The organism is Pseudomonas sp. p50(2008), from assembly GCF_015351605.1.
In the GTDB taxonomy this organism is placed as follows: domain Bacteria; phylum Pseudomonadota; class Gammaproteobacteria; order Pseudomonadales; family Pseudomonadaceae; genus Aquipseudomonas.
The window spans coordinates 425635-449196 of sequence record NZ_JACMYF010000003.1; the positions used below are offsets into that span (position 1 = coordinate 425635).

A 23562-nucleotide genomic window follows, 5' to 3' on the forward strand; every position below is an offset into this window, starting at 1 on the left:
ACAGAGGCAGGTTCGGCAGCTTCTACAGGGGAATCGTTCAAACCGGTGGGTTGTGCAGGCAGATGATGTGCGGGTCGTCGTTCCAATGGGGGAAGCGTTCGGCGATCAGCGGGTCGTGGCCGGGGATGACGTGGTCTTCACTGTCCGCCAGGCTGTCGATCAGGCTGAAGGCTTCCAGCGTCTGGGCCAGGTCATCGAGGATCGGAAACGGACTGCGCTGGCGAATGTTCGCCCACAGATGCGCAGCGTCCGAGGCCAGCACGATCCACCCGCGCGCGGTGTTCACCCGCACCACCTGGCTGCCCGGCGTATGCCCGCCGACCGGGTGCAGGGTCACGCCCGCCACCACCTCGACACTGCCCGAGTGCAAGCGCATCCGCCCTTCGAACAACGGCGGCAGGGCCGACATCACGTCGTCCACCTCGTAGGTTTTGTTCACCGTGCGATGGGTCATTTTCGGTCCCGTGCAGAAGCGCAACTCCGCTTCCTGCAGGTGCACCGTGGCCTTGGGGAACAACCCGATATTGCCGGCGTGATCCCAGTGCAGATGCGTCAGGATCAAGGTGTCGACCTGCGCCGGATCGATGTCCAGTTGTCGCAGCGAATCTTCAGGCAAGCGGTACATCTGCCGGTTGCGCCGATCCGCCGTGGCCGGTTGAAAACAGGTGTCGACCACGATGATCTGCCGGGCGTTTCGAATAACCCAGAAGTAATAGTCCAGGGGCATCGACGCATTCGGGTCGCCACAGCAGGCGTCGTACAGAAAATTTTCTCGAGCGGTGCGCTGGGCATTGGCGCCCACACGAATGGCGAACACTTCGTACTCAGGAACGGACATGCACACCTCCCGATTCAGGCCACAGCGGCCGCGTTGAGGGTCGGACGGAAGTCGAAATCGATCTCCTCGGTAATGCCCAGGTCCTGCGCAAGACGCAGCAGACCGCTGTAGTCGCGCATGATCGTGGCGTTCTTGTTGCTCTCGCGAGTGTCGGCGATGATCTGACTGGCGGCCTCGACCCCGAGCTGCGTCAGAATCGCCTCCCACATCGAGTAGTCCTGGGCGACAAAGGCACTCAGCGCTACCGACAACGTACGTGCGAAAAATAACCGCTGCGGTGGCTGCATATTCGCGTACATGACCTTGGCCACTTCGGCGAGCACCTTGCTGTGGGCATATTCATCGCGGTTATGCAGTTCGGCCACGCGACGGTTTTGCGGCTGGATACTGTGATCGTCCGCCAGCAGATCCAGGTAGGCGTTGACGCTGATTTCAGCCACTATCGCAAAGGTGATGGCCGCCAGATCCCGCTGCCACTGCTCGGGCAATTCTTCACGCAATGCGACTAGACGCAGGTAGGTCACTGACGGCGGCAAGTCCAGGTCATGGTCCAGCGCCCTGTCCAGCCGGGTGCGCTCGATGGCACGCAGGTGCATCAGCGTGTGGTAATGCTCGTCGATCAATGTCTGCTGCATCGCCTCGCGAAAATGCCAGTCGTCCTTGCCCAGATACTGATTGGCGATGACGCTAAGCGCCGGGTTCACCACGTGTTCTTCGGCGGTGACCGTGCGCAGGTTGTAGCCGATCCAGCCCCAGGTCACGACGTTGCTCTTGAGCTCCTCGCTCAAGGCCTGGAATGCCGGGTGGTGGAAAAACGGCACCATGGACTCCGGATAATCCGGACGCGCCGGATCGAACGGCTCGCTGACCAGCGCCTTGTCCGGCGCGCACACCGTGGCCCGTTTGGTCCACGCCTGATTGAGCCGCACGATCAGTTGATGATCGACCTTGGCGATCTCGATGGCTGTTTGCATAACGCGATACCTGTAGGACGCGCACCCTGTTGGGGGTACGCCGATGGAGTGATGGGCGACGGAAAAATCAGGCCAGCCAATAGCGGGTCAGGTTGCGCGCCGGGTCAGTGTAACGACTGCGGGCGTGGATCATTCGCCAGTTGTCCCAAATCAGCAGGCAACCGTCGGGAATCAACACCGGCGTGTTGTGCTCCACGAAATAGGCTTCACCCAGTACGGCAAACCTGGCCAACGGCGTCGTGCTGTTTGTGACCAGTGATTGCTGCAGATGCTCCCTGGAGGGGTTCACATCGCCGTAGTGAAACTGGTTGTAGCTGAAGCGGAAAATGTCCCCTTCTTCTGTCGGCGTCAGGATGTATTCCTTGACCCGGCGTTGTGCCGGTTCACCGGGTTTGGCGGTGGCGACGAACTCCACCGGCGTGTCATCGATCCATTCACGCAGCTCGGGGTCCGTGTGTTCGAGAAATGCCAGAAACTCGATGCCGTCCACCAGACCGGTATGCCCACCGCCACACGTTGCCTGTTGATGACAATGCAACGCCAGGTAACGCGGCGGTGGTCCGTACACCGGCGCTTCGGTGTGCGGGCCAATGCCGTTCATGCTCTGGGAATACGGCAGGTCTTCGTAACCGGGTTTGCGGGTGATCGCAAACGCCATCTGCCCGTTGAATTGCGGAATGATCGGACCGAATTCCTGCAAGGTGCCGACAACATCATCGGCGAACTCGTCCGGGGCCAGCACGGTCCAGCCGCGGGCTGACAATTCCTCGTGGCGGTGCCCCAGCGAAACGTAAGGTTTAGACGCAACAATCCCTTGATCTGACATGGTGAGATTCCCGGCTGTTTATCAGGCGTTGACGGTTGAGGTGTATGCATCAATCAATTCGCTGCACGCGCGGCCCGGTCGGTACCGATGCTCATCGATACTTTGCACCGGTGTGATTTCGGCCGCCGTACCCGTGAGAAAACATTCATCGAAGTCGCCAAGCTCCGTAGGAAGAATGACCCGCTCGAGCACCTGGTAATCCAGCGCCCTGGCCAGTTCGATCACGGTCTGGCGAGTGATGCCATTGAGGAAGCAATCCGCCAACGGCGTGTGCAGGGTCCGGTCTTTGACGAAGAACACATTGGCGCTGGTGGCTTCGGCCACGTGACCACGCCAGTCGAGCATCAGCGCGTCGTGGTAGCCACTGTTTTCCGCGTCGTGTTTGCTCAGCGTCGCGATCTGGTAATGCCCCGATGCCTTGGCTTCAAAAGGACTACAGCCTGGTGGCGGCCGGCGCCACTCGGCGGTCTTCAAACGGATGCCCGCCATGCGCGCCGCCGGGTCGAAATAGCTCGGCCACTGCCAACAGGCGATCGCCACATGAACGCTGTTGAAGCGCGCCGAGGTGGAAATCATTTCGCTGCCGCGCCAGGCCACGGGCCGCACATATCCGTCGACGATCCCGTTGCGGCGCAGCAATTCATGACTGGCCGCTTCCAGCGCTTCAAGCTCATACGGAATCACGAAATCCATCAGCGCCGCCGAGCGGTACAACCGCTCGCTGTGTTCGCGCAGTTTGAAAATCCTGCCGTTGTAGACACGCTCGCCCTCGTACACGGTGCTCGCATAATGCAGACCGTGGGAGAGCACATGCAGACGCGCCTGGGACCACTCGACAAACTCGCCGTCGAGCCAGATAAATCCTTCTCGCTGATCAAACCCGCCACTGCTCATATCCCTGTCTCCTTGAGAATCGCCCTACGCCGTTTCCAGCAGGACCTGTATCAATTCCGGCGCTGCCACGGGCTCGGTCTGAAAGAAAAACAAGCGCTCGCCAAACGCGGGGCGCAAGTCATCGAACCAGGTCACATGGGGATCGAACCGCGCATAAAAGACGCGCAATACCCATTGCGGATCGCGGGCCTGCAGAAACTGCAGGACGAAAACTTTTTCCCCGGCGACGGTCTCGATGCCGTTGATCAGCACCTTGCCGTAGAAGGTACTCATGGACGGCCCGCGGACCGTACGCGCCAGCCCGGAGACCGTGCGATACGCCGCCTGAAAAATCTCGAACGCCCGAGCCAATGGCATGGCGAAGTAATGACTGGGGCCGGTATCACGCTCGACGAACAGGTAATAAGGCACCGCCCCCAGCCGCACGCCTTCAGTCCAGAGCTCGGCCCAATCGGCGGGGTTCTCGTTGATGTGGCGAATCACCGGTGCCTGCATGCGCAAGGTGGCACCGGTGGAGCGAATACGCTCGATGGCCTGGCGGGCGATGTCCTGGCGGATCTCAACCGGGTGGTTGTAGTGCCCCATCACCGACAGGTTTTTCCCCGCAGCCACAATACGTTTGAACAGTTCCAGCAGTTCCGGCGCGTCCTTGTCGCTGACAAAGCGCTGCGGCCAGTACGCCACCGACTTGGTGCCGATGCGGATACTCTTCAGGTGCGGCAGATGCAGCAGCGGCTCGATGTAGCCGGCCAGCGAGCGGGTGTTCATGATCATCGGATCACCGCCGGTGATCAGCACATCGGTGACCTCGGTGTGCACCCGCAAATAGCTCACCAGTTCCTGGGATTCACGGGCGTTGAACTTCAGCTCTTCTTCGCCGATGAACTGCGCCCAGCGGAAACAGAAGGTGCAATAGGCGTGACACGTCTGACCGGCGCCGGGAAAAAACAGTACGGTCTCGCGGTACTTGTGCTGAATGCCCGGTAGGACTTTTCCGTCCAGGGTCACGCCGTTGTGCGTCAACTGCCCGGCCGGGTGCGGGTTCATGCGCAACCAGATCGCCTCGATTCGACGCTTGATGGCGACGCTGTCATCCAGTTCGATGAGGTGCTTGAGCGAGGCGTACTCGTCCGGCAGCAGCATGTCCTTGTGGGGAAAGGTCATGCGGAAAATCGGATCGTCCGGGATGTTGTCCCAATCGATCAGCGTCCCCAGTACGTATTCGTTAGTGCGAAACGGCATGACCCGCGCGACTACGTTCATGGCTTCTTGCAGCGCTGGCGTGAGCCTGTGCCAGTACGCCGTGTCGCGAATGGTGCGTGAGTTATAGGGTTTGTATCTTGGCGATTCCGACATTCCATGCATGGCAGCGCTCCCGATGTCTTCCTGGCGGTGTTAGTTGACTGCGGGCGCCGTGCGCTCAATGTCCATCCATGCCCGAACGCTGTCGCGGTCCCACTGGCGCCGGACATAGGCGGCGAGTCGCGCGGGAACGTGATCGCCATTGGCGAGCAGACGGTTGAGCATGATTGCCAGGTCGGTATCAGCGATGCTCCAGTCACCAAACAGATGATCGGCGCCGCCCTTGAGCAACCGGTCAGCCACAAAGAACAGCCGGTCGACGGCCGCCAACGCGTCGTCGCTCAAGGGCGTGTCTTTTTTGCCGAAGTAAATGAGATCGGCCGGACGCTCCTTGCGAATGATCAACAGATCGCTGCGCAGCCAGGCTTGAAGCTGGCGGGCCCGTGCGCGTTGCCGGGTGTCCAGGGGAAACAGCTTTTGCGGCTGCGGGGCGATCTCGTCGAGGTATTCGGCGATGGCTGAAGACTCCGACAGGGCGAAACCTTGGTGAACCAGCGTGGGTATTTTGCAGGTTAACGACAGATCACGATAACCCGGTTGATAGTTCTCCCGGGCTTTAAGATCGAGTGTCACGAGTTCAAATGAAAGTTGCTTTTCTTTTAACGCCACAAACGTGGACATCGCAAAAGCGCTGACAAAATCCGCACCGACATACAACTTTATTTTTGCACTTTCCATAGAGCACTTCCCCTGCTTAACGAAACTAAATCCGTTGCCATGGAAGTGATCCTAGTTAGTTGATCTGATGCTGAACAGATACAGAAATTATCTGATTCTATCGATACAGAAAGTTCGCAGGCACAAAAAAAGGGAGTTCGGCAAATGCTGACTCCCTTCAGTGAAACGGTGCTTCAGGATCGGCTGGTGATCAGCCCGTGACTGTCCGCAAAATTCGACAATAGCGCCATCTGCGGCATGTTGCTCAGGTTCAGCATCGCCAACGCTTCATCGGTACTCGTGTTGATGAAGCCGTGCCGGGTCCAGGCCGGCACCAGCAACACATCACCTGCGCTGACGTCCACTTCGTCGGCATCGCCCAACGTCACCGCGCCGCGGCCGGATTGAATGATAAACAGGTGCCACCAGGAATGAGCGTGACCGTTAAGCACGGCGCCGGGTTTTAGCCATTGCATGGCTATCGCCACACCGGGCATGACCTCGCATCCGTTGAGGCTGTTGTCGTGGGCCAGCGCCACGATGTCGACCTCGCTGGCCTCCAGGGTCTGACGCATGTCTGTCAGCTCGGCTTCCCTCCATACCCGCGGGCCGACCGATTGATGGTGCAAACTTTCACGAAAATCCTTATATGAAAAAAACGCGCCTTTAACGTTATTCATCACCACGTTCCAACTTAGGCTGCCCACTGAGTAACAGCACCTTAGGTTACCCACTCCACCCTGTAAAGCCGAGCAACTAACACTTATAAAGGCATTGGTCTCAGCGCAGCGATCAAATCAACTTCTACCGCCGCATTTTTCGGTAGTTGATAAACTCCGACGGTCGTACGGGTATGTTTCCCCGCATCCCCCAATACGTGACTGAAGACATCCGACGCACCGTTTGCAACTTCACTGAGGTCGACAAAATCTGCTGTGGACTTCACATAAACGGTGACGCGAACCAGCGACTTGATCTTGTCCAGCGAACCGATGGCGTCCACGATCAATGCCAGCGCGCGCATGGCGCTGATGCTGGCAGCGGCCTGAGCATCGCTCAGGCTGAGTTCCAGCCCGACACGGCCGGGGTACTGGATCGCGCCGTTCATGCGTGGCACCAGACCGCTGATGTACAGCTCGTCGTGATGACGAATCAGCGGGGCGTAATGGCCGCCGGCGGTGTTCTCGCCATAGATGTCATAGCCAAGCTCCTTGGCCAGGTCGATGAAACGCTCATCACAGGTCTTGTGCTCAATCATTACCAAACCCTCTAAATCAATAAGACAACAACGTGAATCAGCCGACGGCTCTGACTGGCGACGCCAGGCAGTTGACCCCGACGCGGGACTCGATGGCTTCGGCCAGGCGCAGCAATTCATTGTTGAGTTGGTCGTAGTGCTCGCTGAACAACACGATGTGGCCAATGAACGCGGTGTTGTCCTTCACCTGGGCCATGACCGTGTCGCCGACACGCTTTTCGTAAGCGGCCTCGACCAACTCGATGTTCAGTTCCCGGGCCAGGGATTCGATGTCCGGCAGGTCTCGCAAAAGGCCAGCGGCGGGCGCTCTGAGGAGGCGAATGCCGCAATAGCCGCGTGCAACCGGGTCCTGCTGAGCGGTCTTGCCCTCCACCGCCCACCTGACCCAGTGTTCCCATGGGTTGAAGTCGACAAAGGCCAGACGCGCCAGGTCCCAGATGTGCATGCCGCCAGGCCGCATGTTGGTTTCCACCGCCGAAGTCAGCCCGTCGCTGCGCAGGAAAATCTCGTTGTGATAAGCGCCGTTATCCAGTGAAACCAACCCGGACATGTGCCGACCGGCAGCGCCCAGTCGCGCCTGTACACCCTGCGTCAACGGCGCGGGCACTACCTGTTGGATTTCTGCGCGAAAGGCGCCTTCGGTGGTGGTTTTTTCCGTGACCCAGGTGCTGCCGGCGACGTAATCCCAGCTGTATTCGCGAGCGTCACGGACCAGTTCTTCAAGGACGATGCCACCTTCCCGGTATGGCTTGAGCGCCTGCCATGCCTCGTCGCATTCGGACGGATGATGAATGACCCGGCAACCCCGGCTCGCGCCTTCACAGGCCGGTTTGATAAAGGCTTTGCCTCCCAGCTCGACAACCCGTTGACGCAGTTCGCCAAGGCTTTCGACCCGCGTGGAGAACACCGGACGGTAGTCGTCGGGCGCCGTGTCGCAAGCAGCTTCGAGCTTGCGGAAGATCTGTTTGTCCAGGCCGGCCCGGGCCTCGCCGGGCGTGATGCCGGGCAGGCCGTAATAGGTGGCCAGCGCCGCACCAAGCAACACGCCTCGATCGGAAAACGGCAACACGCCAATCAGCTTCCAGCGGTCGACATCCAGGCACCCGGCCACCAGTTCCAGTGACTCGGCAACGTCCTGCGGCGCCAGCGAAGCGCTGCAGACGTGGTCCGCGACCTGGTCATCCTCGGGTGCAATTCGCTCAACCACCAGGATGAGCCGGGCGTTGTAGAGCGTCTTGCAGAGATCGCGCAACTTCTGGATATCCTGTACCCGATTGCCGTTGTAACCGACCACTACTACGCATGACGTCGTCTTCATGAAACCTCCGACCTGTGATGCAAAAAACGCTACCGCGATGACTCAGTCGTGCAGTGATGCGTTGGATTTACGGTTGAACCAGTACCAGGCGAGAATCCCGCCCGCACCAATGGCTGCCAGCACCAGGGCGTTATAGGGGGCGGGCACGACACGCATGATCAGCACCGTGAGCCCCGCGCCGACGCCCAGGGACACTTCCTTGACGAACATGTTGTTCTGCTTGACCGAGAAGTAATCGAGGTAGCTGAACGCGCACTCGGCGACCGACAGCAGGGCCACCCAGATCAGTGCACCGATCAGTGTTTCGACATGGAATGCGCCCGGAGACGAGAGCACGGCAAAACCGCCAATGATGATCCCGATCACCGCGACCACTTTGAAACGCCCGGTGCGTTCTATGAGTTTCATTACCGGCATCTGCGCGAACACCACCACGGCGCTGTTGAGGATCAGCATCAGGCCGTACCAGGCCGGCAGCTCACCGGTCTTCAGCAGGATGGCCTGGGGCAGGATCGAGAACACGCCGAACAACTTGATCCCCATGATCAGGCCGGCGATGACCCACGGCAGTTTGTTGCGCCAGCCACTGCCCTCCTGGCTGGCCGCGCGGGCAGTAGCGGGTTGCGTGGTGAAGGTCGCGCCCATGGCGATGGGCAGGCACAGCAGCACGAAAGCGGCGGCGCCGAGGAAAAACATCGTCGGGGTCAGTAGCGGTGACAGCAGGATCAGCCCTGCGACCAGGCTGCCCATGTTCATGGCGACCCGGTTGTAGGCGGCGCCCTCCTTGGTTTGCGCCGCTTCGCTCTTGATCAGGTAACCGGCGATGGCGATGCCGTAGGCGAACAATGCCGCCGCAAACATCACCATGCCCTGGTTGCGGGTGATCGCCAGCAACACCAGTCCAAGGCCGGCGCACAGCAGCGTGACACTCAGGGAGCGACGTCCCAGCACCAGCAAAGTCAGGGGCAGAAGAAGCAACAAGGCTCGATAGCCGAGGGCGAGAATGCTGTTGGTGGCCGTGTCGAGCCAGACGTTGGCCTTGCCCAACACCGCAAACAGCGACACCGCCGTGATGATGCGTATCGTGAACAGGCGAATGTTAATCACCGGTTTGGCCACGGCGGCCGTTGTTTGAACACTCATGCAGCACCTCTGATACCAAGCAATTGCGGGGCCATAAGGCGCCCACCATCAAAAACGTCACTAAAGCGATAGTAGGGAGAGAGGGTTGTTTGCAGCAGAGCAAGTTCGTATAGAATCGAACGAACTTTACTGCCGGAGAGACCAGTAAAATGCAGGTTCAGCGAGCAGTGATCGCCGCCGTCGTGTTCCAGCCCGGAGTACCGCTGGTTCAGCAGATCGTCGATCAGTTGTCGGTAGCGATCAGCCAGGGCGGCTTGCCTCACGGGGCAAAGTTGCCACCGATTCGCGAACTCTCCGACTTGATGAGCGTGGGCAAGTCCACGGTGGTCGATGCCCTGGATCGCTTGCGCGCCAAGGGTCTGGTGGTGTCACGCCAAGGTTCCGGGCACTACGTGCACCGCACCAGCACCACGTTGAACACCGACACCGGCCCCGATCTGCAACCTCAGGACACCCTCAGCGTGGTCCGCCGCGCGTTGCTGCTGGACAACGGCGCCCTGCGCCCCGGCTGCGGTTTCCTGCCAACTTCATGGCTGCCAGCCGATGAACTGCTAAAAGCGGTGCGCGGCACCTTGCGCGCGACGAGTCTGCGCATGGGCGAGTACGGTGTAGCCGGCGGGTATTTGCCGCTGCGCCAGGCCTTGCGGGTCAAGCTGTCGACCTTTGGCATCGAAGTGCCGGTAGACCAGATCATCACCACTGCCAACACGATGCAGGCCATCGACCTGCTGATGCGCCTGCTGATCAAGCCGGGCGACACGGTGCTGCTGGATGATCCGTGCTACTTCAACATGCACGCCAACCTGGCGCTGCACGGGGCGAAGGTCATCACCATCGCTCGCGATTGCGATGGCATGGACCTGGAGGCCTTCGAGCAACTGTTGATCGCCCACAAACCCGTGCTCTACATGACCAACAGCACCCTGCATAACCCGACCGGGCATTCCTTTTCCCCCGCTCAGGTGTATCGGTTGCTGGAGCTGAGCCACCGGTACGGTTTCCATATTCTCGAAGACGACCTTTACTGCGACATTCAACAGCGCCGCACCCCGCGACTGGCCGCCAGCGGGCTGGACAACGTCACGTACATTTCCGGTTTCTCCAAGACCCTGACGGCGAACAGCCGCGTCAGCTACGCGGTGCTGTCACCGCAACTGGCGGCACGCCTGGTCGCCCTGAAAATGGCCTGCGGCGGAGTCACCTCGGAACTGGCGGAACACATCACCTGCACAATGCTCAGCGACGGCAGCTACACCAAACACACGCGCCGTACGGTGGACCGGCTGTATGAATCCAACAGCCGGGTGACGAGCTGGCTGGCCGAAGCCGGTTGCTCGCTGTCGTCGTTGCCGGGAGAGGGTTTGTTCATCTGGACGCGCTTGCCGGACGGCCTGCACGCCGAAACCCTCGCCCGCAGAGGCCTGGAAAACAACCTGGTCCTCGCCCCCGGCACCCTCCTCAGCAAGGGCTCGGAAGCCAGCCATTACATGCGCTTCAACGTGGCCCACAGCGATCACACTCAAGTGCGTGAGCGGTTTTTCAGGTTGCTGGATAGCTGACTCAAACCTTCGAAACATCCATCCTGTACCCCGCCCCGGGTGCCCCCTCATGCAACGCGGATTGAATATCCGCGTACAAGGCATTCGCCTCAGCTGTCGTGATCGATCGCGAACAATCTCGCAGCACCACCCGAAGCAGCACATTTTCCTGACCCGGCAACAGCCCGAGGCGTTCGATGGCCTGCACCGGCAAATCAGCGAATCCCCAACGGCCCTTGACCTGCATTTCCTCAATCCAATCAGCGCAGTCACCCGCGGCCAGCAACATTTTCTCGGTCAGCACCTCCTCGCTTAACCCCGGGGTAACTGCCAATGAAATATCGCGAGCAATCGACGGCAAACGCGAAACCGCACGCCATGGATTCAGATCATGCATCTGCGCCTGCACCCTTACATTCTGATCCCGCAGCAAGCGAATATCCGGAATGCCCTTGCGCAGCATCGTCAGGCGATCCAGCCCCATCCCGAGCGCCAAGCCACCATGGCGTAATGGATCGATCTGCAACCGTTCCAATAACGAATGCGCAATACGACCGCACTCCAGGACCTCGATGGGAGCGCCGTCATCCAACACATTCACTTCGATCCCGCCCTCGGTGTAGTGATGCGGGCTATCGCAGTAGACCCATGGTTTGTCAGGCACGGCGGCTTTAAGAATATCGCCGACCAGGCGCAGCAAATGCTCGTGGGTCGACAGTTGCGGATCACCGAGTACCCAGATGTCCATCTGATGCGGCTCCGCGCAATGCCAGCGGTCACGACTGTCCCGGCGAAACGTGATACCGGGCGCTGCCAGCAATATCGTTTCCCCCGGCTGCCGATCACGAGCCGCACGCTGCAACGCCGATGGAATCTGACTGGTAGTTTGCGTGCGGAGCAGAGAGTGCTCATCGACCCAGCGGGTGTGTTCACTGCCCAGCGTGATTTCGGTGGGGTCGTAACCAAGCAGCCCGTAATTTTCCTCAGCAGACACAACGCGCGGGCCTGTCTGTAGTTGAGCTTCAGGCCAGCCGTTTTCAGCCAGTCGCTGAAGGATTTCATTCAGCAATAACCGGACAGCGTGCTCGGGTGTGCTTTTTTCGGTCAGATCAACCAGTAACAGAGCCTGCTGGACAGCCGCATCGGTCAGGTATTTTTTTGATGCATTCACGCTAACAGCCCTCTAACGCCAGTTGACTTGAGGGCTCTTGAAAACCACCCGACAAATCAATCTAACGGCAGAAGCTGATCACTCACAACGATCCAAACACAGCATTTTAGATTTTCAGAACACGCCTTCAGAGGCTTCCTACAATCTCACCGCGCATCCGCCGCCTCGCCATGTCCGCCGCCCTATAAAGACCCGTTTCGAAGAGTCTGACCACCCAACAAAAAACCCCGCGCTTCTCTCGAAGGCGGGGTTTCAAATATTTGGCGATCTGGTTAAACGGTTGCCAGCCGCTCCACCATATCGGGGAATTTCTCCACCAGTCTGATCAACAATGCAGCCTGCGCGTTGGGCCTGGATTTTTCCTGCTCCCAATTTCTCAGCGTGCTGGGACTGGTCCTGATTCGCTTGGCGAAAACAGCTTGAGACATATGTAACTTTTCTCGCAGTGCAACAATTTCCTGCGCGTCAATTTCAGGCGCTGGCATATTCTCAATCGTCGTGTTGCGCAGGGTAATCTTGCCTTCGCGTTGAGCCGCCATCTCGTCAACGCCCTGCATCAACTCTGCAAACAGGTCGCGCTTTTTCATGGGGTACCTCTTTTTTTTAACTCTGTCTCTATGGCCTTCTTGAGCGCCTTCTCTTGCTCGGCGGTCAAGTTCACAAGCTCATCTTTGTCATAAATTGCAAACATCCAAAACTGACCATCATTCATAAGCCAATAATAGATAACCCGCAAGCCACCTCGCTTGCCTTTGCCTCTGCGTCCATCTGCCCAACGTAATTTTCTGAAACCACCTGATCGAGGCATAACATCGCCCGCCTCCGGATTCAGCTGCATGTGGGTCTGCAGCGTACGATACTCATCGTCCGTCAGATAATTGCCGACGGAGGCAGTGAAGGACGTGGTTTCGAAGAATACAGTGCGCATCGCAAAACTATAGGCAAGTTGCTTATAGTCAGCAAGCAGAAAACTGGGGTAACGGACGAATTGCTACAGGTGAGCTGACAGATCGAGGCCTCGTCATCGCCAGCAAGTTTCGCTCCTACAATGAGTCTTCGCCCGGCACGGAAAGGCTGATCACCACTGCTCCCGCGAAAAGCGGTCCCAACAAAAAACCCCGCACTTCTCTCGAAGGCGGGGTTTTCTTTACAGCATCCGACGCTTAAGGCGCGTACGTCAGCAACAGCTCGGCGGGCACTTTGAAGTCCAGGGACATCATGACGCTCAACGCGGTGATGGTGAAGATCGAGAACACGAACAGCTTGCGTGCCCAGACCGTGTCATCCACTGCCTTGTAGCCGGTCCAGGCCATGTACAACCAGTACATGCCCATGGCCGCGGCGACGGCGAGGTAGCTCATGCCGGCATAGCCGCTGAAGGTCAGCATCAAGGTCGCCACGAGGAAGGCCAGGATGTAGAGCAGGATGTGCTTCTTCGCCACTTGAATCCCGCGCTTCACTGGCAGCACCGGAATCGATGCGGCCAGGTAATCGTTGAAGCGGAAGATCGCGATGGCGTAGGAATGCGGCATCTGCCACAGGCTGAACATCACCAGCAGCGTCAGTGCAGCCATGTCGAAACTGTTGCTGACGGCGACGTAACCAATCACCGGCGGCATCGCGCCCGACAGACTGCCCACCAGCGTGCCGTGAACCGACTTGCGCTTGAGGTACAGGCTGTAGAAGCCGACGTAGATGACAAACCCGATCACCGCAAACAACGCGGCCAGCGGATTGGCCACTGTGTACAACAGGGCAACGCCGGCGACACCCAGGACGGTCGCATAGATCAGGGCCAGTTTCAGGGAGATCAAGCCCTGCACCAGCACCCGGTTCTTGGTGCGTTCCATCTTCAGGTCGATGTCGCGGTCGATGCAGTTGTTGAACACGCAACCGGAAGCGACGACCAGGGACGTGCCGATCATGGCGGCCAGGAAGATGGCCAGATCGACATGCCCTTTGGAGGCCAGGAAAAATCCGCCTGCCACTGAAAGCACGTTACCGAAAATGATCCCCGGTTTGGTGATTTGGATAAAGTGCTTCAAGGACATCCGGATTTACCTCAGTGCGCCATCATGTTGGTGTGGATGCTGAACATGATCCACAGCGACAGGCCGACCAACAGGACAATGACCAGCGCAGCGAAGATAAACGCGATCACGTTGTTACGCTGGGCGGCAGAGCGGTCCAGGTGGAGGAAGTACACCAGGTGCACCAGCACCTGGACGACTGCGAAGATCAGTACGATCCACAGGGTCATGGCTTTCGGCAGCGACGGGTACATCACCAGGCCGAAAGGAATGACGGTCAGGATCACCGACAGGATGAAACCGATAGCGTAAGACTTGACGCTGCCGTGGCCGGCGTCGTGGCTATCGTGGGAATGAGCGTTAGCCATTTACATAGTCCCCATCAGATAAACAACGGTGAATACGCAGATCCACACAACGTCCAGGAAGTGCCAGAACAGGCTCAGGCAGCTCAGACGGGTCTTGTTGGTCGCCGTCAGGCCGTTTTTCTGGACCTGGTACATCATGATCGCCATCCAGATCAGACCGCTGGTCACGTGCAGACCGTGGGTGCCGACCAGGGTGAAGAACCCGGACAGGAAGCCGCTGCGGCTAGGGCCGTAGCCTTCGGAGATCAGCAGGTGGAACTCGTTGATCTCCATGGCGATAAAGCCGGCGCCCAGCAGGAAGGTCATGGCCAGCCAGCCCAGGACCTGTGTCTTCTTGCCTTTGAACAACGCCAGCATGGCGAAGCCGTAGGTGATCGAGCTGAACAGCAGCAGAGCGGTTTCGCCCAGTACGTACGGCAGCTCGAAAATGTCGGCGCCCGACGGGCCGCCCGCTACGTTGTTAACCAGTACCGCGTACACCGCGAAGATCGACGCAAACAAAATGCAGTCGGTCATCAGGTAGAGCCAGAAACCGAATACGGTCATCTCGCCCGAGTCGTGGTGATGGTCATCGTGCCCATGTCCATCGACATGGGTGTGTCCAGCATTGGTCACTAAGTTCGACATGGTTTAAGCCTGTTCCAACGAGGTTTCAACACGGGTGGCGTTGGCTGGGATTTTCCCGGCCGCTACCAGACGTTTGTGCTGCTCGGCTTCGATGCGCTCGATGACATCCACCGGCACCATGTAGCCCTGATCGTCACGGGCGGCATGGATAGTGAAATACACCACGGTGCCAACCAGACCAACGATTGCCAGCCACCAGATGTGCCAGATCATCGCGAAACCGAACACGGTCAACAGCGCGCCCATAACCACACCCGTAGCGGTGTTGTTTGGCATGTGGATCGGTTCGTACTTGGCTGGAGCCTGGTACGCGGTACCGTTTTCCTTGGCCTCGGTGAACGGGTCGATGCTTTCTGCTTTTGGCAGCACAGCGAAGTTGTAGAACGGTGGTGGCGACGAGGTCGACCATTCCAGGGTATGGGCATTCCACGGGTCACCGTGATCGCACATGTTTTCTGGCTTGTTGCGGTCACGCACGCTGACGTACAGCTGGATCAGCTGGCAGGCGATGCCCACGGCGATCATCACCGCGCCGAACATGGCGACGTACAGGTACGGCACCCACTCAGGGTTGGTGGTGGCGTTCAGACGACGGGTCATGCCCATGAAGCCCAGTACATAGAGCGGCATGAACGCGACGAAGAAGCCGGTGATCCAGAACCAGAATGCTGCCTTGCCCCAACCTTCGTGCAGCTTGAAGCCGAACGCTTTAGGGAAGTAGAACGCGAAGCCTGCGATGTAACCGAATACCGCGCCGCCGATGATCACGTTGTGGAAGTGAGCGATCACGAACAGGCTGTTGTGCAGTACGAAGTCAGCACCCGGAATGGCCAGCAGTACGCCGGTCATGCCGCCGATGGCGAAGGTCACCATGAAGCCCAGGGTCCACAGAACCTGGCTGGTGAAACGCAGACGGCCCTGATAGATGGTGAACAGCCAGTTGAATAGCTTCACCCCCGTCGGGATCGAAATCAGCATCGTCGCCAGACCGAAGAAGGCGTTGACGCTGGCACCCGAACCCATGGTGAAGAAGTGGTGCAGCCAGACCATGAAGCCCAGGATCGAGATCGCGCCGGAAGCGTAGATCATCGAGTGGTGGCCGAACAGACGCTTGCCGGTGAAGGTGGAGATGACTTCGGAGAAGATCCCGAACGCCGGCAGAATCAGGATGTAAACCTCGGGGTGACCCCAGGCCCAGAACAGGTTGACGTACATCATTGGATTGCCACCAAGTTCATTGGTGAAAATGTGGAAATCCATGTAACGGTCAAGGGTCAGCAGTGCCAGGGTAGCGGTCAGGATCGGGAACGAAGCCACGATCAGGACGTTAGCCCAGGTGCAGGTCCAGGTGAAGATCGGCATGTCCATCAGCTTCATGCCAGGGGTACGCATTTTCAGCACGGTGGCCAGGAAGTTGACCCCCGTTAGCGTCGTACCTAGCCCGGATAGCTGTAGCGCCCAGATGTAGTAATCCATCCCCACGCCCGGACTGTATTGCAGGCCCGACAGCGGTGGATAGGCAACCCAACCGGTCTTGGCGAATTCGCCGACGCCCAGGGACAGGTTGATCAGCACAACGCCGGACACCAGCAACCAGAAGCTCAGGGAGTTCAGGAACGGGTAGGCAACGTCACGGGCACCGATCTGCAGCGGCACTGCAAGGTTCATCAGGCCGGTGAAGAAAGGCATCGCCATGAAGATGATCATGATCACACCGTGAGCGGTGAAGATCTGGTCATAGTGTTCAGGCGGCAGGTAGCCAGGCGAACCCTCGGTGGCCATGGCCAGCTGGGTACGCATCATGATGGCGTCGGCAAAACCACGCAGCAGCATGACCATGGCGACGATGATGTACATCACGCCGATTTTCTTGTGGTCGACCGAGGTCAACCACTCGGTCCACAAATAGGTCCACTTCTTGAAGTAGGTGATTGCAGCGAACAGCGCCAGACCACCGAGCGCGATCATGGCGATGGTAATCATCACGATCGGTTCGTGGAACGGGACCGCTTCCCAACTTAATTTACCAAACATCGTTTACTCCTCTGCCCCGGCAGCTGAATGCGAACTCATGTCCATCCCTTCCATATGGGCCACTTCTTTCTCTTTCTTCTCGTGGTGCATCGGCTTGCCCGGGTTCATGCCTTCGTACTTGTCGACGATGAACTGGAACAGGTTCGGCGTAACCGAGGAGTAGAGCTCGACTGGGTTGTTCTGGCTTGGTTTGGTAAGGGCTTCGTATTCAGCTTTTTCCAGCTGTTTAGGTGCCTTTTTGACTTCACTTACCCAGGCGTCGAAATTTTCCTGGGAAGTCGAGATCGCTTTGAATTTCATGCCGGTGAAACCTGCGCCGCTGTAGTTGGCAGAGATGCCTTCCATTTCAGCGTCACGGTTGGCAATCAGGTGCAACTTGGTCTGCATGCCGGCCATCGCGTAGATCTGGCCGCCCAGGCCTGGAATGAAGAACGAGTTCATCACCGAGTCCGACGTCACCTTGAAATTGACCGGGGTATTCGTCGGGAACACGATCTTGTTAACCGTGGCGATGCCCTGCTCCGGATAGATGAACACCCACTTCCAGTCCAGCGCGACCACTTCAATGGTGATCGGCTTGACGTCGGATTCCAGCGGCTTGTAAGGGTCCAGAGCGTGGGTCGACACGTAGGTGACGTAACCCAGAGCAATGATGATCAGCACTGGAACAGCCCACACCGCGATTTCGATCTTGGTGGAGTGCGACCACTTCGGCGTGTACACGGCGTCAGTGTTGGTCGCGCGGTATTTCCAGGCGAACAGGAAGGTCATGACGATGACCGGGACCACGACCAACAGCATCAGCAACGTTGCAGTGATGATCAGGTTGCGCTGCTCCAGGCCAACCTGACCTGTTGGGTTGAGCAAGGTCATGTTGCAGCCTGACAGCAGCAACGCGCCGATCAGCGGCAATAAGCCTAGTAGTCTGGGGTACCTGTTTTTACTCATCTCACGACCTCTAAAGCAGCTTGCGCAATGCAGTTGGGTTTTGATCGCCAACACTTCACCCTGCCAAGGGTTGGCATTTTTCTTGGATTGAATAAGGGCTGCCCGTCGCGCGTCAGACGCTGCTCGACAAATCCTGGGCCAGCGGTGAGTTCTTATTCGAATTCGTGGTCAAAGGCCTTGTTACAGACCAATTCCATTTGGTGCGGATAATTGGAAGGCACCGACACCTGGGCGTCGTACAAAGCCAACCGGCCTCTCGACACCCTATTTCTGCTCAGGGATGAGCAGTGCCGGGAATTCAGTGCGGGCGATTGTAGATATGTAACGTTTTATAAACCATGTCTCATCCCGAAATAATTTTTATCCATTCCAGCAACAATCATTAACGGTTTGTGCAAAAGTGCGCCATGGTATCGAAATTGATTCTCAACAAAAACACCAAAAATAGTAGGTGTTCCTTGCTCAGTTCAGACAGCATCGGAGGCGTTGCACCTACCCGACACCCTGGCGTAGCCCCCATATGACAAGGGCTCTGGCAATTCGCCAGGCCCTGTTAAAACTGCCTGCTACGGGGTTTCAGGGTTATTGGAGTTCTGCCTGGAACCAGGCCAATTCAGCGCCATGGATGTGCACCAATCTGCACTTTTGAAATGCCTTGCGACACTCGCTCTGTGACAACATGTCGCACACCTGTCGCACCGTTCGCTGTCGCACATCACGCTCTTTTTACCTGAGCCCTGAAACGTGCTTTGGCGCACAAAAAATGCCCCGGCCCTCTCAACGAGGACCGGGGCATTTTTGCAGGGCACTTTGAGGTCGCTGAAGAACTCAGCGCAGCGCTTTGCGATTACGCATCGTCAGCACCGGCACCAGGATGACGATCAGCACGAAGGCGACCAGCGCCCATTGCGCCAGCGACAGACCGAGGATCGGCGGATACGGCGTGGAGCAGAAGCCATCGACCTGAAAGCCCAGCGGGAAGATTTTCGCCAGTGGCAAACCATCGACAATCGGCTGCAAGACGTCGATGCCGCAGCTGACGGTCGGGTAGAACTGCGTGTAGACGTGATGGCCGGCCACACCTACACCGGCCAACGCACAGATCACCACCAGGGTTTCAAGGATCGTGATGCTGCGGCGGGTGCTCATCGCCGCACCGATGAAGGCGAAGATCGCAACCAGCAACAACGCATAACGCTGCAGGATGCACAGCGGACATGGCGCCTCGCCCAAGACAATTTGCATGTACAGCGCGCCGCCGATCAGCCCCAGGCAGATGATGCCCAGCAACACCAGGTAGCGTCGCTCACGGCCCAACCGCATCGTTTCCTCGCTCATTGCGTTTCCCTTCTGAATATCGATTGACCGGAAGTCTACACGCTGGCCCCAAGGTTGAGAGCCCGGGGTGCGTGGATAGATTCGGGGAATAAACGACAGGGCGGTTAAGAAGGGATTAACGTCGGGCTACTTCCAGGGATTTGGATGATCCTAGGGCCTCATCGCCAGCAGGCTGGCTCCCACCTTGGAATGCGTTCAACCGTGAAGCATCAGACCACCGCCTGAGCTGGCTCCCACCTTGGAATGCGGCCAATTGTGGGAGCCAGCCTGCTGGCGATGCTTTTTGATCAGTCGCCGTAGATATCCGACTTGAAGTACTTCTCGGAAATCTTCAGGTATTCGCCGTTGGCGCGAATGCCGTCGATGGCGGTGTTCAGCTCGCTGACCAGCTCGGTATTACCCTTGCGCACCGCAATACCGGCGCCCTCGCCCACGTATTTCGGGTCCTTGAGTTCCGGGCCGACAAAGGCATAACCCTTGCCCCGAGGCATCGAGAGGAAGTCGTTCAGCGGGATGGTGTCGGCGAAGATGGCGTCGAGACGGCCGGCCGCCAGGTCCATGTAGATCTCTTCGTTGTTGCTGTAGCGCTTGACGTTAACGCCCTTGGGCTCGAACACCTCGGTGGCGAAACGATCCGTTGTGGTCGCCCGTTGCACGCCAACATTTTTGCCCTTGAGGCTGGCGTACTGGTCATCCACCACCGCACCGTCCTTCATGACCAGGCGCGATGAGGTGAAATAGTACTTGTGGGTGAAGTCCACGGACTTCTTGCGGTCTTCGTTGATCGTCATAGAGGAAAGCGCCATGTCGATTTTCTTCACTTTAAGAGAAGGAATCAGACCGTCAAACTCGCCTTCGACCCACACACACTTGACCTTCATCTGCGCGCACAGGGCATTGCCTATGTCGTAGTCGAAACCGACGATCTCACCTTTATCGGTTTTGGAGGCGAACGGCGGATAGGCCGCCTCGATACCGATGCGCAAGGTTTTCTCGGCGGCGAACACAGAGCTGCACGCCAACAGACTCAGGGCCAGACCGGTGATGAGGGGAAATTTCTTCATATTCGTTCTCTCGCAAAGTTGTTGTTGGTTTGGCAAGACAGAATGAAAAATCAAACGGGAAGGAAAAGTCTTTTTTGTACTTGGAATTCCATACTGGACTTTTGTGTACTGATCGTCAATCGGGGGGTATGAGGAAGTACCGGCCGATGGTCGGGAGGTGAGTCAGGGAGATTTTTGGTGTTGCAGATGGCGTTATCGCGAGCAGGCTCACTCCTACAGTTGAACTTCATGAACACAAATTTTGCGTACGACGAAGATCAACTGTAGGAGTGAGCCTGCTCGCGATGACTTACTTGAATGCGCCACGGGAATCACTGTTTCCAGCGCCCCGCCGCCGCATGATCACTGTCCCGCCCTTCCACCCATCGCGGCCCGTCACTGGTGTTTTCTTTCTTCCAGAACGGTGCGCGGGTTTTCAGGTAGTCCATGACAAATGCGCAGGCGTCGAACGCCGCCTGGCGATGGGCACTCGCAGCGCCCACAAAAACAATCGGTTCGCCTGGCTCGAGGGCGCCGATGCGGTGCAACACTTCAAGCTTGAGCAGTGGCCAGCGCTGCTCGGCTTCCAGGGCAATCTTGCCCAGGGCTTTTTCGGTCATGCCCGGGTAGTGCTCGAGAAACATCCCGGCCACATCCAGCCCGTCATTGAAGTCGCGAACATAGCCGACAAAACTCACCACCGCGCCTACGCCAACGTTGGCGGCGTGCATGGCATTGACTTCAGCGCCCGGATCGAACGCCGTGGACTGCACGCGAATCGCCATGCTCAGCCCCCGGTCACGGTCGGGAAAAACGCCACTTCATCGCCATCGCTGACGGGTTCGTCGAGCTGGCAGAGGTCTTCGTTGCGGGCGCACATCAGATTCTGCTCGCTCAACACCTCAGCGCCATCTCTTTTAGCCAGCAGCGCACGCACGTCGTCGACGGTAGCGAAGTCGCCTTCCACGTTCACCGCGTCGACGCCCAGTGCTTCTCTATAACGAGCGAAAAACTTCACAGTGAGGTTCATGGCTGATCCGCCTGGAAATGCCCGCTCTTGCCGCCGACTTTTTCCAGCAGCCGCACGCTTTCAATGGTCATGCCACGGTCAACGGCCTTGCACATGTCATAGATTGTCAGCGCCGCGACACTGGCTGCCGTCAGCGCTTCCATCTCGACGCCGGTCTGCCCGGACAGCTTGCAGCGCGCCACGATGCGAACGGTGTCGTCGCCCTCGGCACTGAGTTCGACTTTTACGCCAGTGAGCATCAGCGGATGGCACAGAGGAATGAGATCACTGGTTTTCTTCGCGGCCTGGATACCCGCAATACGCGCCACAGCGAACACATCACCTTTGGGGTGACCGCCGCTGACGATCATCTGCAGGGTGTCGGGCAGCATGCGCACCAGCGCTTGGGCCGTCGCTTCACGGAAAGTCACGGCTTTTTCGGTGACGTCGACCATGTTGGCGCGACCTTGGGAATCGAGATGAGTCAGCACAGGGTTACTCCTGATCAGGAATCCCGATTGTAAACCTGCGGGTCAATTTTTCGCACGTTTGATTATCGTGTCGTCACATCCCCCTGCAGGAGCTGCCGAAGGCTGCGATCTTTTGACTTTGCTCTTTAAACGCAAGATCAAAAGATCGCAGCCTTCGGCAGCTCCTACAGGGGATTTGTATTGGCCATAAAAAACCGGGCAGCTTTTGGGGCCGCCCGGTTCTGGTGACGCGGTTACAGATGCGTTTCGGCGTATTCAGCCAGAATCGAGCGTGGGACCCCTTGCAAGGTGATGTGCACCCCGTTCGGGAAATCCTTGAAGCGTTCAGTCAGGTACGTCAGCCCGGAGCTGGTCGCGGACAGGTAAGGAGTGTCGATCTGCGCCAGGTTGCCCAGGCACACCACTTTGGAACCGGCGCCGGCACGGGTGATGATGGTTTTCATCTGGTGCGGCGTGAGGTTCTGGCATTCATCGATCAAAATCAGGCTTTGCTGGAAGCTGCGGCCCCGTATGTAGTTGAGGGATTTGAACTGCAACGGCACTTTGCTGAGGATGTAGTCGACGCTGCCATGGGTGTTTTCGTCATCCATGTGCAGGGCTTCAAGGTTGTCGGTGATAGCGCCCAGCCATGGCTCCATTTTTTCCGCTTCGGTGCCGGGCAGGAAACCGATCTCCTGGTCCAGGCCCTGCACGCTGCGCGTCGCGATGATGCGGCGATAGCGCTTGCTGACCATGGTCTGCTCGATCGCAGCCGCCAGCGCCAGAATGGTTTTACCGGAACCGGCCGCGCCAGAGAGGTTGACCAGGTGGATATCCGGATCGAGCAAGGCATACAGCGCCAGGCTTTGATAAATGTCTCGCGGTTTCAGGCCCCAGGCTTCCTGGTGCAACAGGGGTTCCTGATGCAGGTCGAGAATCAGCAGCTTGTCTTCGTCGATCTCTTTGATCCAGCCGACAAAGCCCTGTTCGTCGATGATGAATTCATTGATATGCACCGCCGGCAGGTTGTCGATCAACTGCACCTGGTGCCAGGTGCGGCCATGATCCTGACGGGTATCGACATTTCTCACACGGTCCCAGAAGGAACCGTCCATGTTGTGATAGCCATTGGGCAGCAACGACACGTCGTCGACCAACTGGTCGGTGCTGTAGTCCTCGGCCGCAATCCCGCACGCCCGGGCCTTGAGGCGCATGTTGATGTCTTTGGTCACCAGCACCACGGGCAGTTTCGGCTCGCGCGCGTGCAGGTCGATCAACTGGTTGATGATGATGTTGTCGTTCAGGTGTTCGGGAAGAATGATGTTCGGCTCAGCACGCTTGCTCATCAGAATTGACAGCAAACCCTTGGGCCCACTTTTGCCGCGCTGGATCGGTACGCCTAGCTCGACGTCTTCAGGACTGGCATCGCCCAGCGTCTTGTCGATCAGGCGAATGGCCTGACGGCATTCAGCAGCCACGCTGTGATGCCCGCTCTTGAGCTTGTCCAGCTCCTCAAGCACGGTCATCGGGATGGCGACGTGGTGTTCTTCGAAGTTAAGCAGGGCGTTTGGATCGTGAATCAATACGTTGGTATCGAGTACATAAAGGATTGGCTGGTTGGAGGAAGAACTACGTCCGTGATCATCCATACTCGGTCACCTTTGTGGGAGCCATTCGACGCAATACCTCGGCGGTGCTGCGCCTCGAAGTGACTGC

The 23562-nt window shown here is 58.1% G+C and carries 25 protein-coding genes; 1 reads left to right on the forward strand and 24 read right to left on the reverse strand.

The features are described from left to right. Window positions 1-37: 37 nt before the first annotated feature. From H7698_RS10430 to H7698_RS10475, 10 genes are all read right to left on the reverse strand, one after another. Window positions 38-838: an N-acyl homoserine lactonase family protein gene (locus H7698_RS10430; RefSeq protein ID WP_194691324.1), complete on the reverse strand. Its 801-nt coding sequence runs from the start codon at window positions 836-838 to the stop codon at window positions 38-40. A gap of 14 nt (window positions 839-852) precedes the next feature. Next, a complete protein-coding gene (locus H7698_RS10435) occupies window positions 853-1812 on the reverse strand; it encodes a diiron oxygenase (RefSeq protein WP_194691325.1) in 960 nt (319 codons plus the stop codon). A gap of 67 nt (window positions 1813-1879) precedes the next feature. Then, window positions 1880-2638 carry a TauD/TfdA family dioxygenase gene (locus H7698_RS10440; protein WP_194691326.1) on the reverse strand — a complete coding sequence of 253 codons (759 nt, stop codon included), beginning with the start codon at window positions 2636-2638 and terminating at the stop codon, window positions 1880-1882. A 21-nt stretch (window positions 2639-2659) separates the two neighbouring features. Continuing rightward, entirely contained in the window at window positions 2660-3532 is an 873-nt protein-coding gene (locus H7698_RS10445) for a branched-chain amino acid aminotransferase (protein WP_194691327.1), read from the reverse strand. 24 nt (window positions 3533-3556) lie between these two features. Further along, entirely contained in the window at window positions 3557-4897 is a 1341-nt protein-coding gene (locus tag H7698_RS10450; RefSeq protein ID WP_194691328.1) for a KamA family radical SAM protein, read from the reverse strand. A 30-nt stretch (window positions 4898-4927) separates the two neighbouring features. Further along, a complete protein-coding gene (yfcF, locus tag H7698_RS10455) occupies window positions 4928-5572 on the reverse strand; it encodes a glutathione transferase (protein WP_194691329.1) in 645 nt (214 codons plus the stop codon). A 173-nt stretch (window positions 5573-5745) separates the two neighbouring features. Continuing rightward, on the reverse strand, window positions 5746-6231 hold the full coding sequence (locus H7698_RS10460) for a cupin domain-containing protein (protein ID WP_194691330.1): 486 nt from the start codon (window positions 6229-6231) through the stop codon (window positions 5746-5748). 83 nt (window positions 6232-6314) lie between these two features. Continuing rightward, window positions 6315-6809, reverse strand: coding sequence for a RidA family protein (locus H7698_RS10465; RefSeq protein ID WP_194691331.1), 495 nt, complete (start codon window positions 6807-6809; stop codon window positions 6315-6317). A 37-nt stretch (window positions 6810-6846) separates the two neighbouring features. After that, window positions 6847-8127: an ATP-grasp domain-containing protein gene (locus tag H7698_RS10470; RefSeq protein ID WP_194691332.1), complete on the reverse strand. Its 1281-nt coding sequence runs from the start codon at window positions 8125-8127 to the stop codon at window positions 6847-6849. 42 nt (window positions 8128-8169) lie between these two features. After that, on the reverse strand, window positions 8170-9270 hold the full coding sequence (locus H7698_RS10475; RefSeq protein ID WP_194691333.1) for a hypothetical protein: 1101 nt from the start codon (window positions 9268-9270) through the stop codon (window positions 8170-8172). Between the two features lie 149 nt (window positions 9271-9419). Between H7698_RS10475 and H7698_RS10480 the strand changes: the two genes are divergently transcribed. Continuing rightward, on the forward strand, window positions 9420-10829 hold the full coding sequence (locus H7698_RS10480; protein WP_162437337.1) for an aminotransferase-like domain-containing protein: 1410 nt from the start codon (window positions 9420-9422) through the stop codon (window positions 10827-10829). A gap of 1 nt (window position 10830) precedes the next feature. Here H7698_RS10480 and srmL read toward each other — a convergent pair whose 3' ends face one another. The 14 genes from srmL to H7698_RS10550 form a co-directional block, all read right to left on the reverse strand. Then, window positions 10831-11979, reverse strand: a complete 1149-nt coding sequence (gene srmL / locus H7698_RS10485) for a PheS-related mystery ligase SrmL (protein WP_194691334.1) — start codon at window positions 11977-11979, stop codon at window positions 10831-10833. A 272-nt stretch (window positions 11980-12251) separates the two neighbouring features. Beyond that, a complete protein-coding gene (locus tag H7698_RS10490; protein WP_194691335.1) occupies window positions 12252-12566 on the reverse strand; it encodes a helix-turn-helix domain-containing protein in 315 nt (104 codons plus the stop codon). Then, the gene (locus H7698_RS10495) at window positions 12563-12907 is read right to left on the reverse strand and encodes a toxin (protein WP_194691336.1); all 345 of its coding nucleotides are present in this window, start codon (window positions 12905-12907) and stop codon (window positions 12563-12565) included. The genes H7698_RS10490 and H7698_RS10495 overlap by 4 nt, the downstream gene beginning before the upstream one ends. A 235-nt stretch (window positions 12908-13142) precedes the next feature. Further along, the gene (cyoE, locus tag H7698_RS10500; RefSeq protein WP_194691337.1) at window positions 13143-14030 is read right to left on the reverse strand and encodes a heme o synthase; all 888 of its coding nucleotides are present in this window, start codon (window positions 14028-14030) and stop codon (window positions 13143-13145) included. An 11-nt stretch (window positions 14031-14041) separates the two neighbouring features. Next, on the reverse strand, window positions 14042-14377 hold the full coding sequence (cyoD, locus tag H7698_RS10505; protein WP_194691338.1) for a cytochrome o ubiquinol oxidase subunit IV: 336 nt from the start codon (window positions 14375-14377) through the stop codon (window positions 14042-14044). Continuing rightward, entirely contained in the window at window positions 14378-15004 is a 627-nt protein-coding gene (locus H7698_RS10510) for a cytochrome o ubiquinol oxidase subunit III (RefSeq protein ID WP_045062707.1), read from the reverse strand. It abuts the gene before it with no gap. 3 nt (window positions 15005-15007) lie between these two features. Beyond that, on the reverse strand, window positions 15008-17038 hold the full coding sequence (gene cyoB / locus H7698_RS10515) for a cytochrome o ubiquinol oxidase subunit I (protein WP_162437333.1): 2031 nt from the start codon (window positions 17036-17038) through the stop codon (window positions 15008-15010). A 3-nt stretch (window positions 17039-17041) separates the two neighbouring features. Further along, a complete protein-coding gene (gene cyoA, locus H7698_RS10520; RefSeq protein WP_194691339.1) occupies window positions 17042-17986 on the reverse strand; it encodes a ubiquinol oxidase subunit II in 945 nt (314 codons plus the stop codon). 828 nt (window positions 17987-18814) lie between these two features. Continuing rightward, entirely contained in the window at window positions 18815-19324 is a 510-nt protein-coding gene (locus H7698_RS10525) for a disulfide bond formation protein B (protein WP_194691340.1), read from the reverse strand. A 287-nt stretch (window positions 19325-19611) separates the two neighbouring features. Beyond that, complete coding sequence (locus H7698_RS10530; RefSeq protein WP_162437330.1) at window positions 19612-20388, reverse strand: ABC transporter substrate-binding protein; 777 nt, start codon at window positions 20386-20388, stop codon at window positions 19612-19614. A 311-nt stretch (window positions 20389-20699) separates the two neighbouring features. After that, the gene (gene moaE, locus H7698_RS10535; RefSeq protein WP_194691341.1) at window positions 20700-21152 is read right to left on the reverse strand and encodes a molybdopterin synthase catalytic subunit MoaE; all 453 of its coding nucleotides are present in this window, start codon (window positions 21150-21152) and stop codon (window positions 20700-20702) included. Window positions 21153-21154: 2 nt separating this feature from the next. Continuing rightward, the gene (gene moaD / locus H7698_RS10540; protein WP_194691342.1) at window positions 21155-21397 is read right to left on the reverse strand and encodes a molybdopterin converting factor subunit 1; all 243 of its coding nucleotides are present in this window, start codon (window positions 21395-21397) and stop codon (window positions 21155-21157) included. Further along, window positions 21394-21867 carry a cyclic pyranopterin monophosphate synthase MoaC gene (gene moaC, locus H7698_RS10545; protein WP_162437327.1) on the reverse strand — a complete coding sequence of 158 codons (474 nt, stop codon included), beginning with the start codon at window positions 21865-21867 and terminating at the stop codon, window positions 21394-21396. Before moaC ends, moaD begins: the two co-directional genes overlap by 4 nt. Before the next feature lie 233 nt (window positions 21868-22100). Further along, the gene (locus tag H7698_RS10550) at window positions 22101-23495 is read right to left on the reverse strand and encodes a PhoH family protein (RefSeq protein ID WP_162437326.1); all 1395 of its coding nucleotides are present in this window, start codon (window positions 23493-23495) and stop codon (window positions 22101-22103) included. Window positions 23496-23562 lie beyond the last annotated feature (67 nt).

Excerpts from the sequence above, each read along its gene's own strand:
- H7698_RS10430 (WP_194691324.1), bottom strand. The coding sequence starts at position 838 with ATGTCCGTTCCTGAGTACGAAGTGTTCGCCATTCGTGTGGGCGCCAAT.
- H7698_RS10435 (WP_194691325.1), bottom strand. The coding sequence starts at position 1,812 with ATGCAAACAGCCATCGAGATCGCCAAGGTCGATCATCAACTGATCGTG.
- H7698_RS10440 (WP_194691326.1), bottom strand. The coding sequence starts at position 2,638 with ATGTCAGATCAAGGGATTGTTGCGTCTAAACCTTACGTTTCGCTGGGG.
- H7698_RS10445 (WP_194691327.1), bottom strand. The coding sequence starts at position 3,532 with ATGAGCAGTGGCGGGTTTGATCAGCGAGAAGGATTTATCTGGCTCGAC.
- H7698_RS10450 (WP_194691328.1), bottom strand. The coding sequence starts at position 4,897 with ATGCATGGAATGTCGGAATCGCCAAGATACAAACCCTATAACTCACGC.
- yfcF (WP_194691329.1), bottom strand. The coding sequence starts at position 5,572 with ATGGAAAGTGCAAAAATAAAGTTGTATGTCGGTGCGGATTTTGTCAGC.
- H7698_RS10460 (WP_194691330.1), bottom strand. The coding sequence starts at position 6,231 with ATGAATAACGTTAAAGGCGCGTTTTTTTCATATAAGGATTTTCGTGAA.
- H7698_RS10465 (WP_194691331.1), bottom strand. The coding sequence starts at position 6,809 with ATGATTGAGCACAAGACCTGTGATGAGCGTTTCATCGACCTGGCCAAG.
- H7698_RS10470 (WP_194691332.1), bottom strand. The coding sequence starts at position 8,127 with ATGAAGACGACGTCATGCGTAGTAGTGGTCGGTTACAACGGCAATCGG.
- H7698_RS10475 (WP_194691333.1), bottom strand. The coding sequence starts at position 9,270 with ATGAGTGTTCAAACAACGGCCGCCGTGGCCAAACCGGTGATTAACATT.
- H7698_RS10480 (WP_162437337.1), top strand. The coding sequence starts at position 9,420 with ATGCAGGTTCAGCGAGCAGTGATCGCCGCCGTCGTGTTCCAGCCCGGA.
- H7698_RS10490 (WP_194691335.1), bottom strand. The coding sequence starts at position 12,566 with ATGAAAAAGCGCGACCTGTTTGCAGAGTTGATGCAGGGCGTTGACGAG.
- H7698_RS10495 (WP_194691336.1), bottom strand. The coding sequence starts at position 12,907 with ATGCGCACTGTATTCTTCGAAACCACGTCCTTCACTGCCTCCGTCGGC.
- cyoE (WP_194691337.1), bottom strand. The coding sequence starts at position 14,030 with ATGTCCTTGAAGCACTTTATCCAAATCACCAAACCGGGGATCATTTTC.
- cyoD (WP_194691338.1), bottom strand. The coding sequence starts at position 14,377 with ATGGCTAACGCTCATTCCCACGATAGCCACGACGCCGGCCACGGCAGC.
- H7698_RS10510 (WP_045062707.1), bottom strand. The coding sequence starts at position 15,004 with ATGTCGAACTTAGTGACCAATGCTGGACACACCCATGTCGATGGACAT.
- cyoB (WP_162437333.1), bottom strand. The coding sequence starts at position 17,038 with ATGTTTGGTAAATTAAGTTGGGAAGCGGTCCCGTTCCACGAACCGATC.
- cyoA (WP_194691339.1), bottom strand. The coding sequence starts at position 17,986 with ATGAGTAAAAACAGGTACCCCAGACTACTAGGCTTATTGCCGCTGATC.
- H7698_RS10525 (WP_194691340.1), bottom strand. The coding sequence starts at position 19,324 with ATGAGCGAGGAAACGATGCGGTTGGGCCGTGAGCGACGCTACCTGGTG.
- H7698_RS10530 (WP_162437330.1), bottom strand. The coding sequence starts at position 20,388 with ATGAAGAAATTTCCCCTCATCACCGGTCTGGCCCTGAGTCTGTTGGCG.
- moaE (WP_194691341.1), bottom strand. The coding sequence starts at position 21,152 with ATGGCGATTCGCGTGCAGTCCACGGCGTTCGATCCGGGCGCTGAAGTC.
- moaD (WP_194691342.1), bottom strand. The coding sequence starts at position 21,397 with ATGAACCTCACTGTGAAGTTTTTCGCTCGTTATAGAGAAGCACTGGGC.
- H7698_RS10550 (WP_162437326.1), bottom strand. The coding sequence starts at position 23,495 with ATGGATGATCACGGACGTAGTTCTTCCTCCAACCAGCCAATCCTTTAT.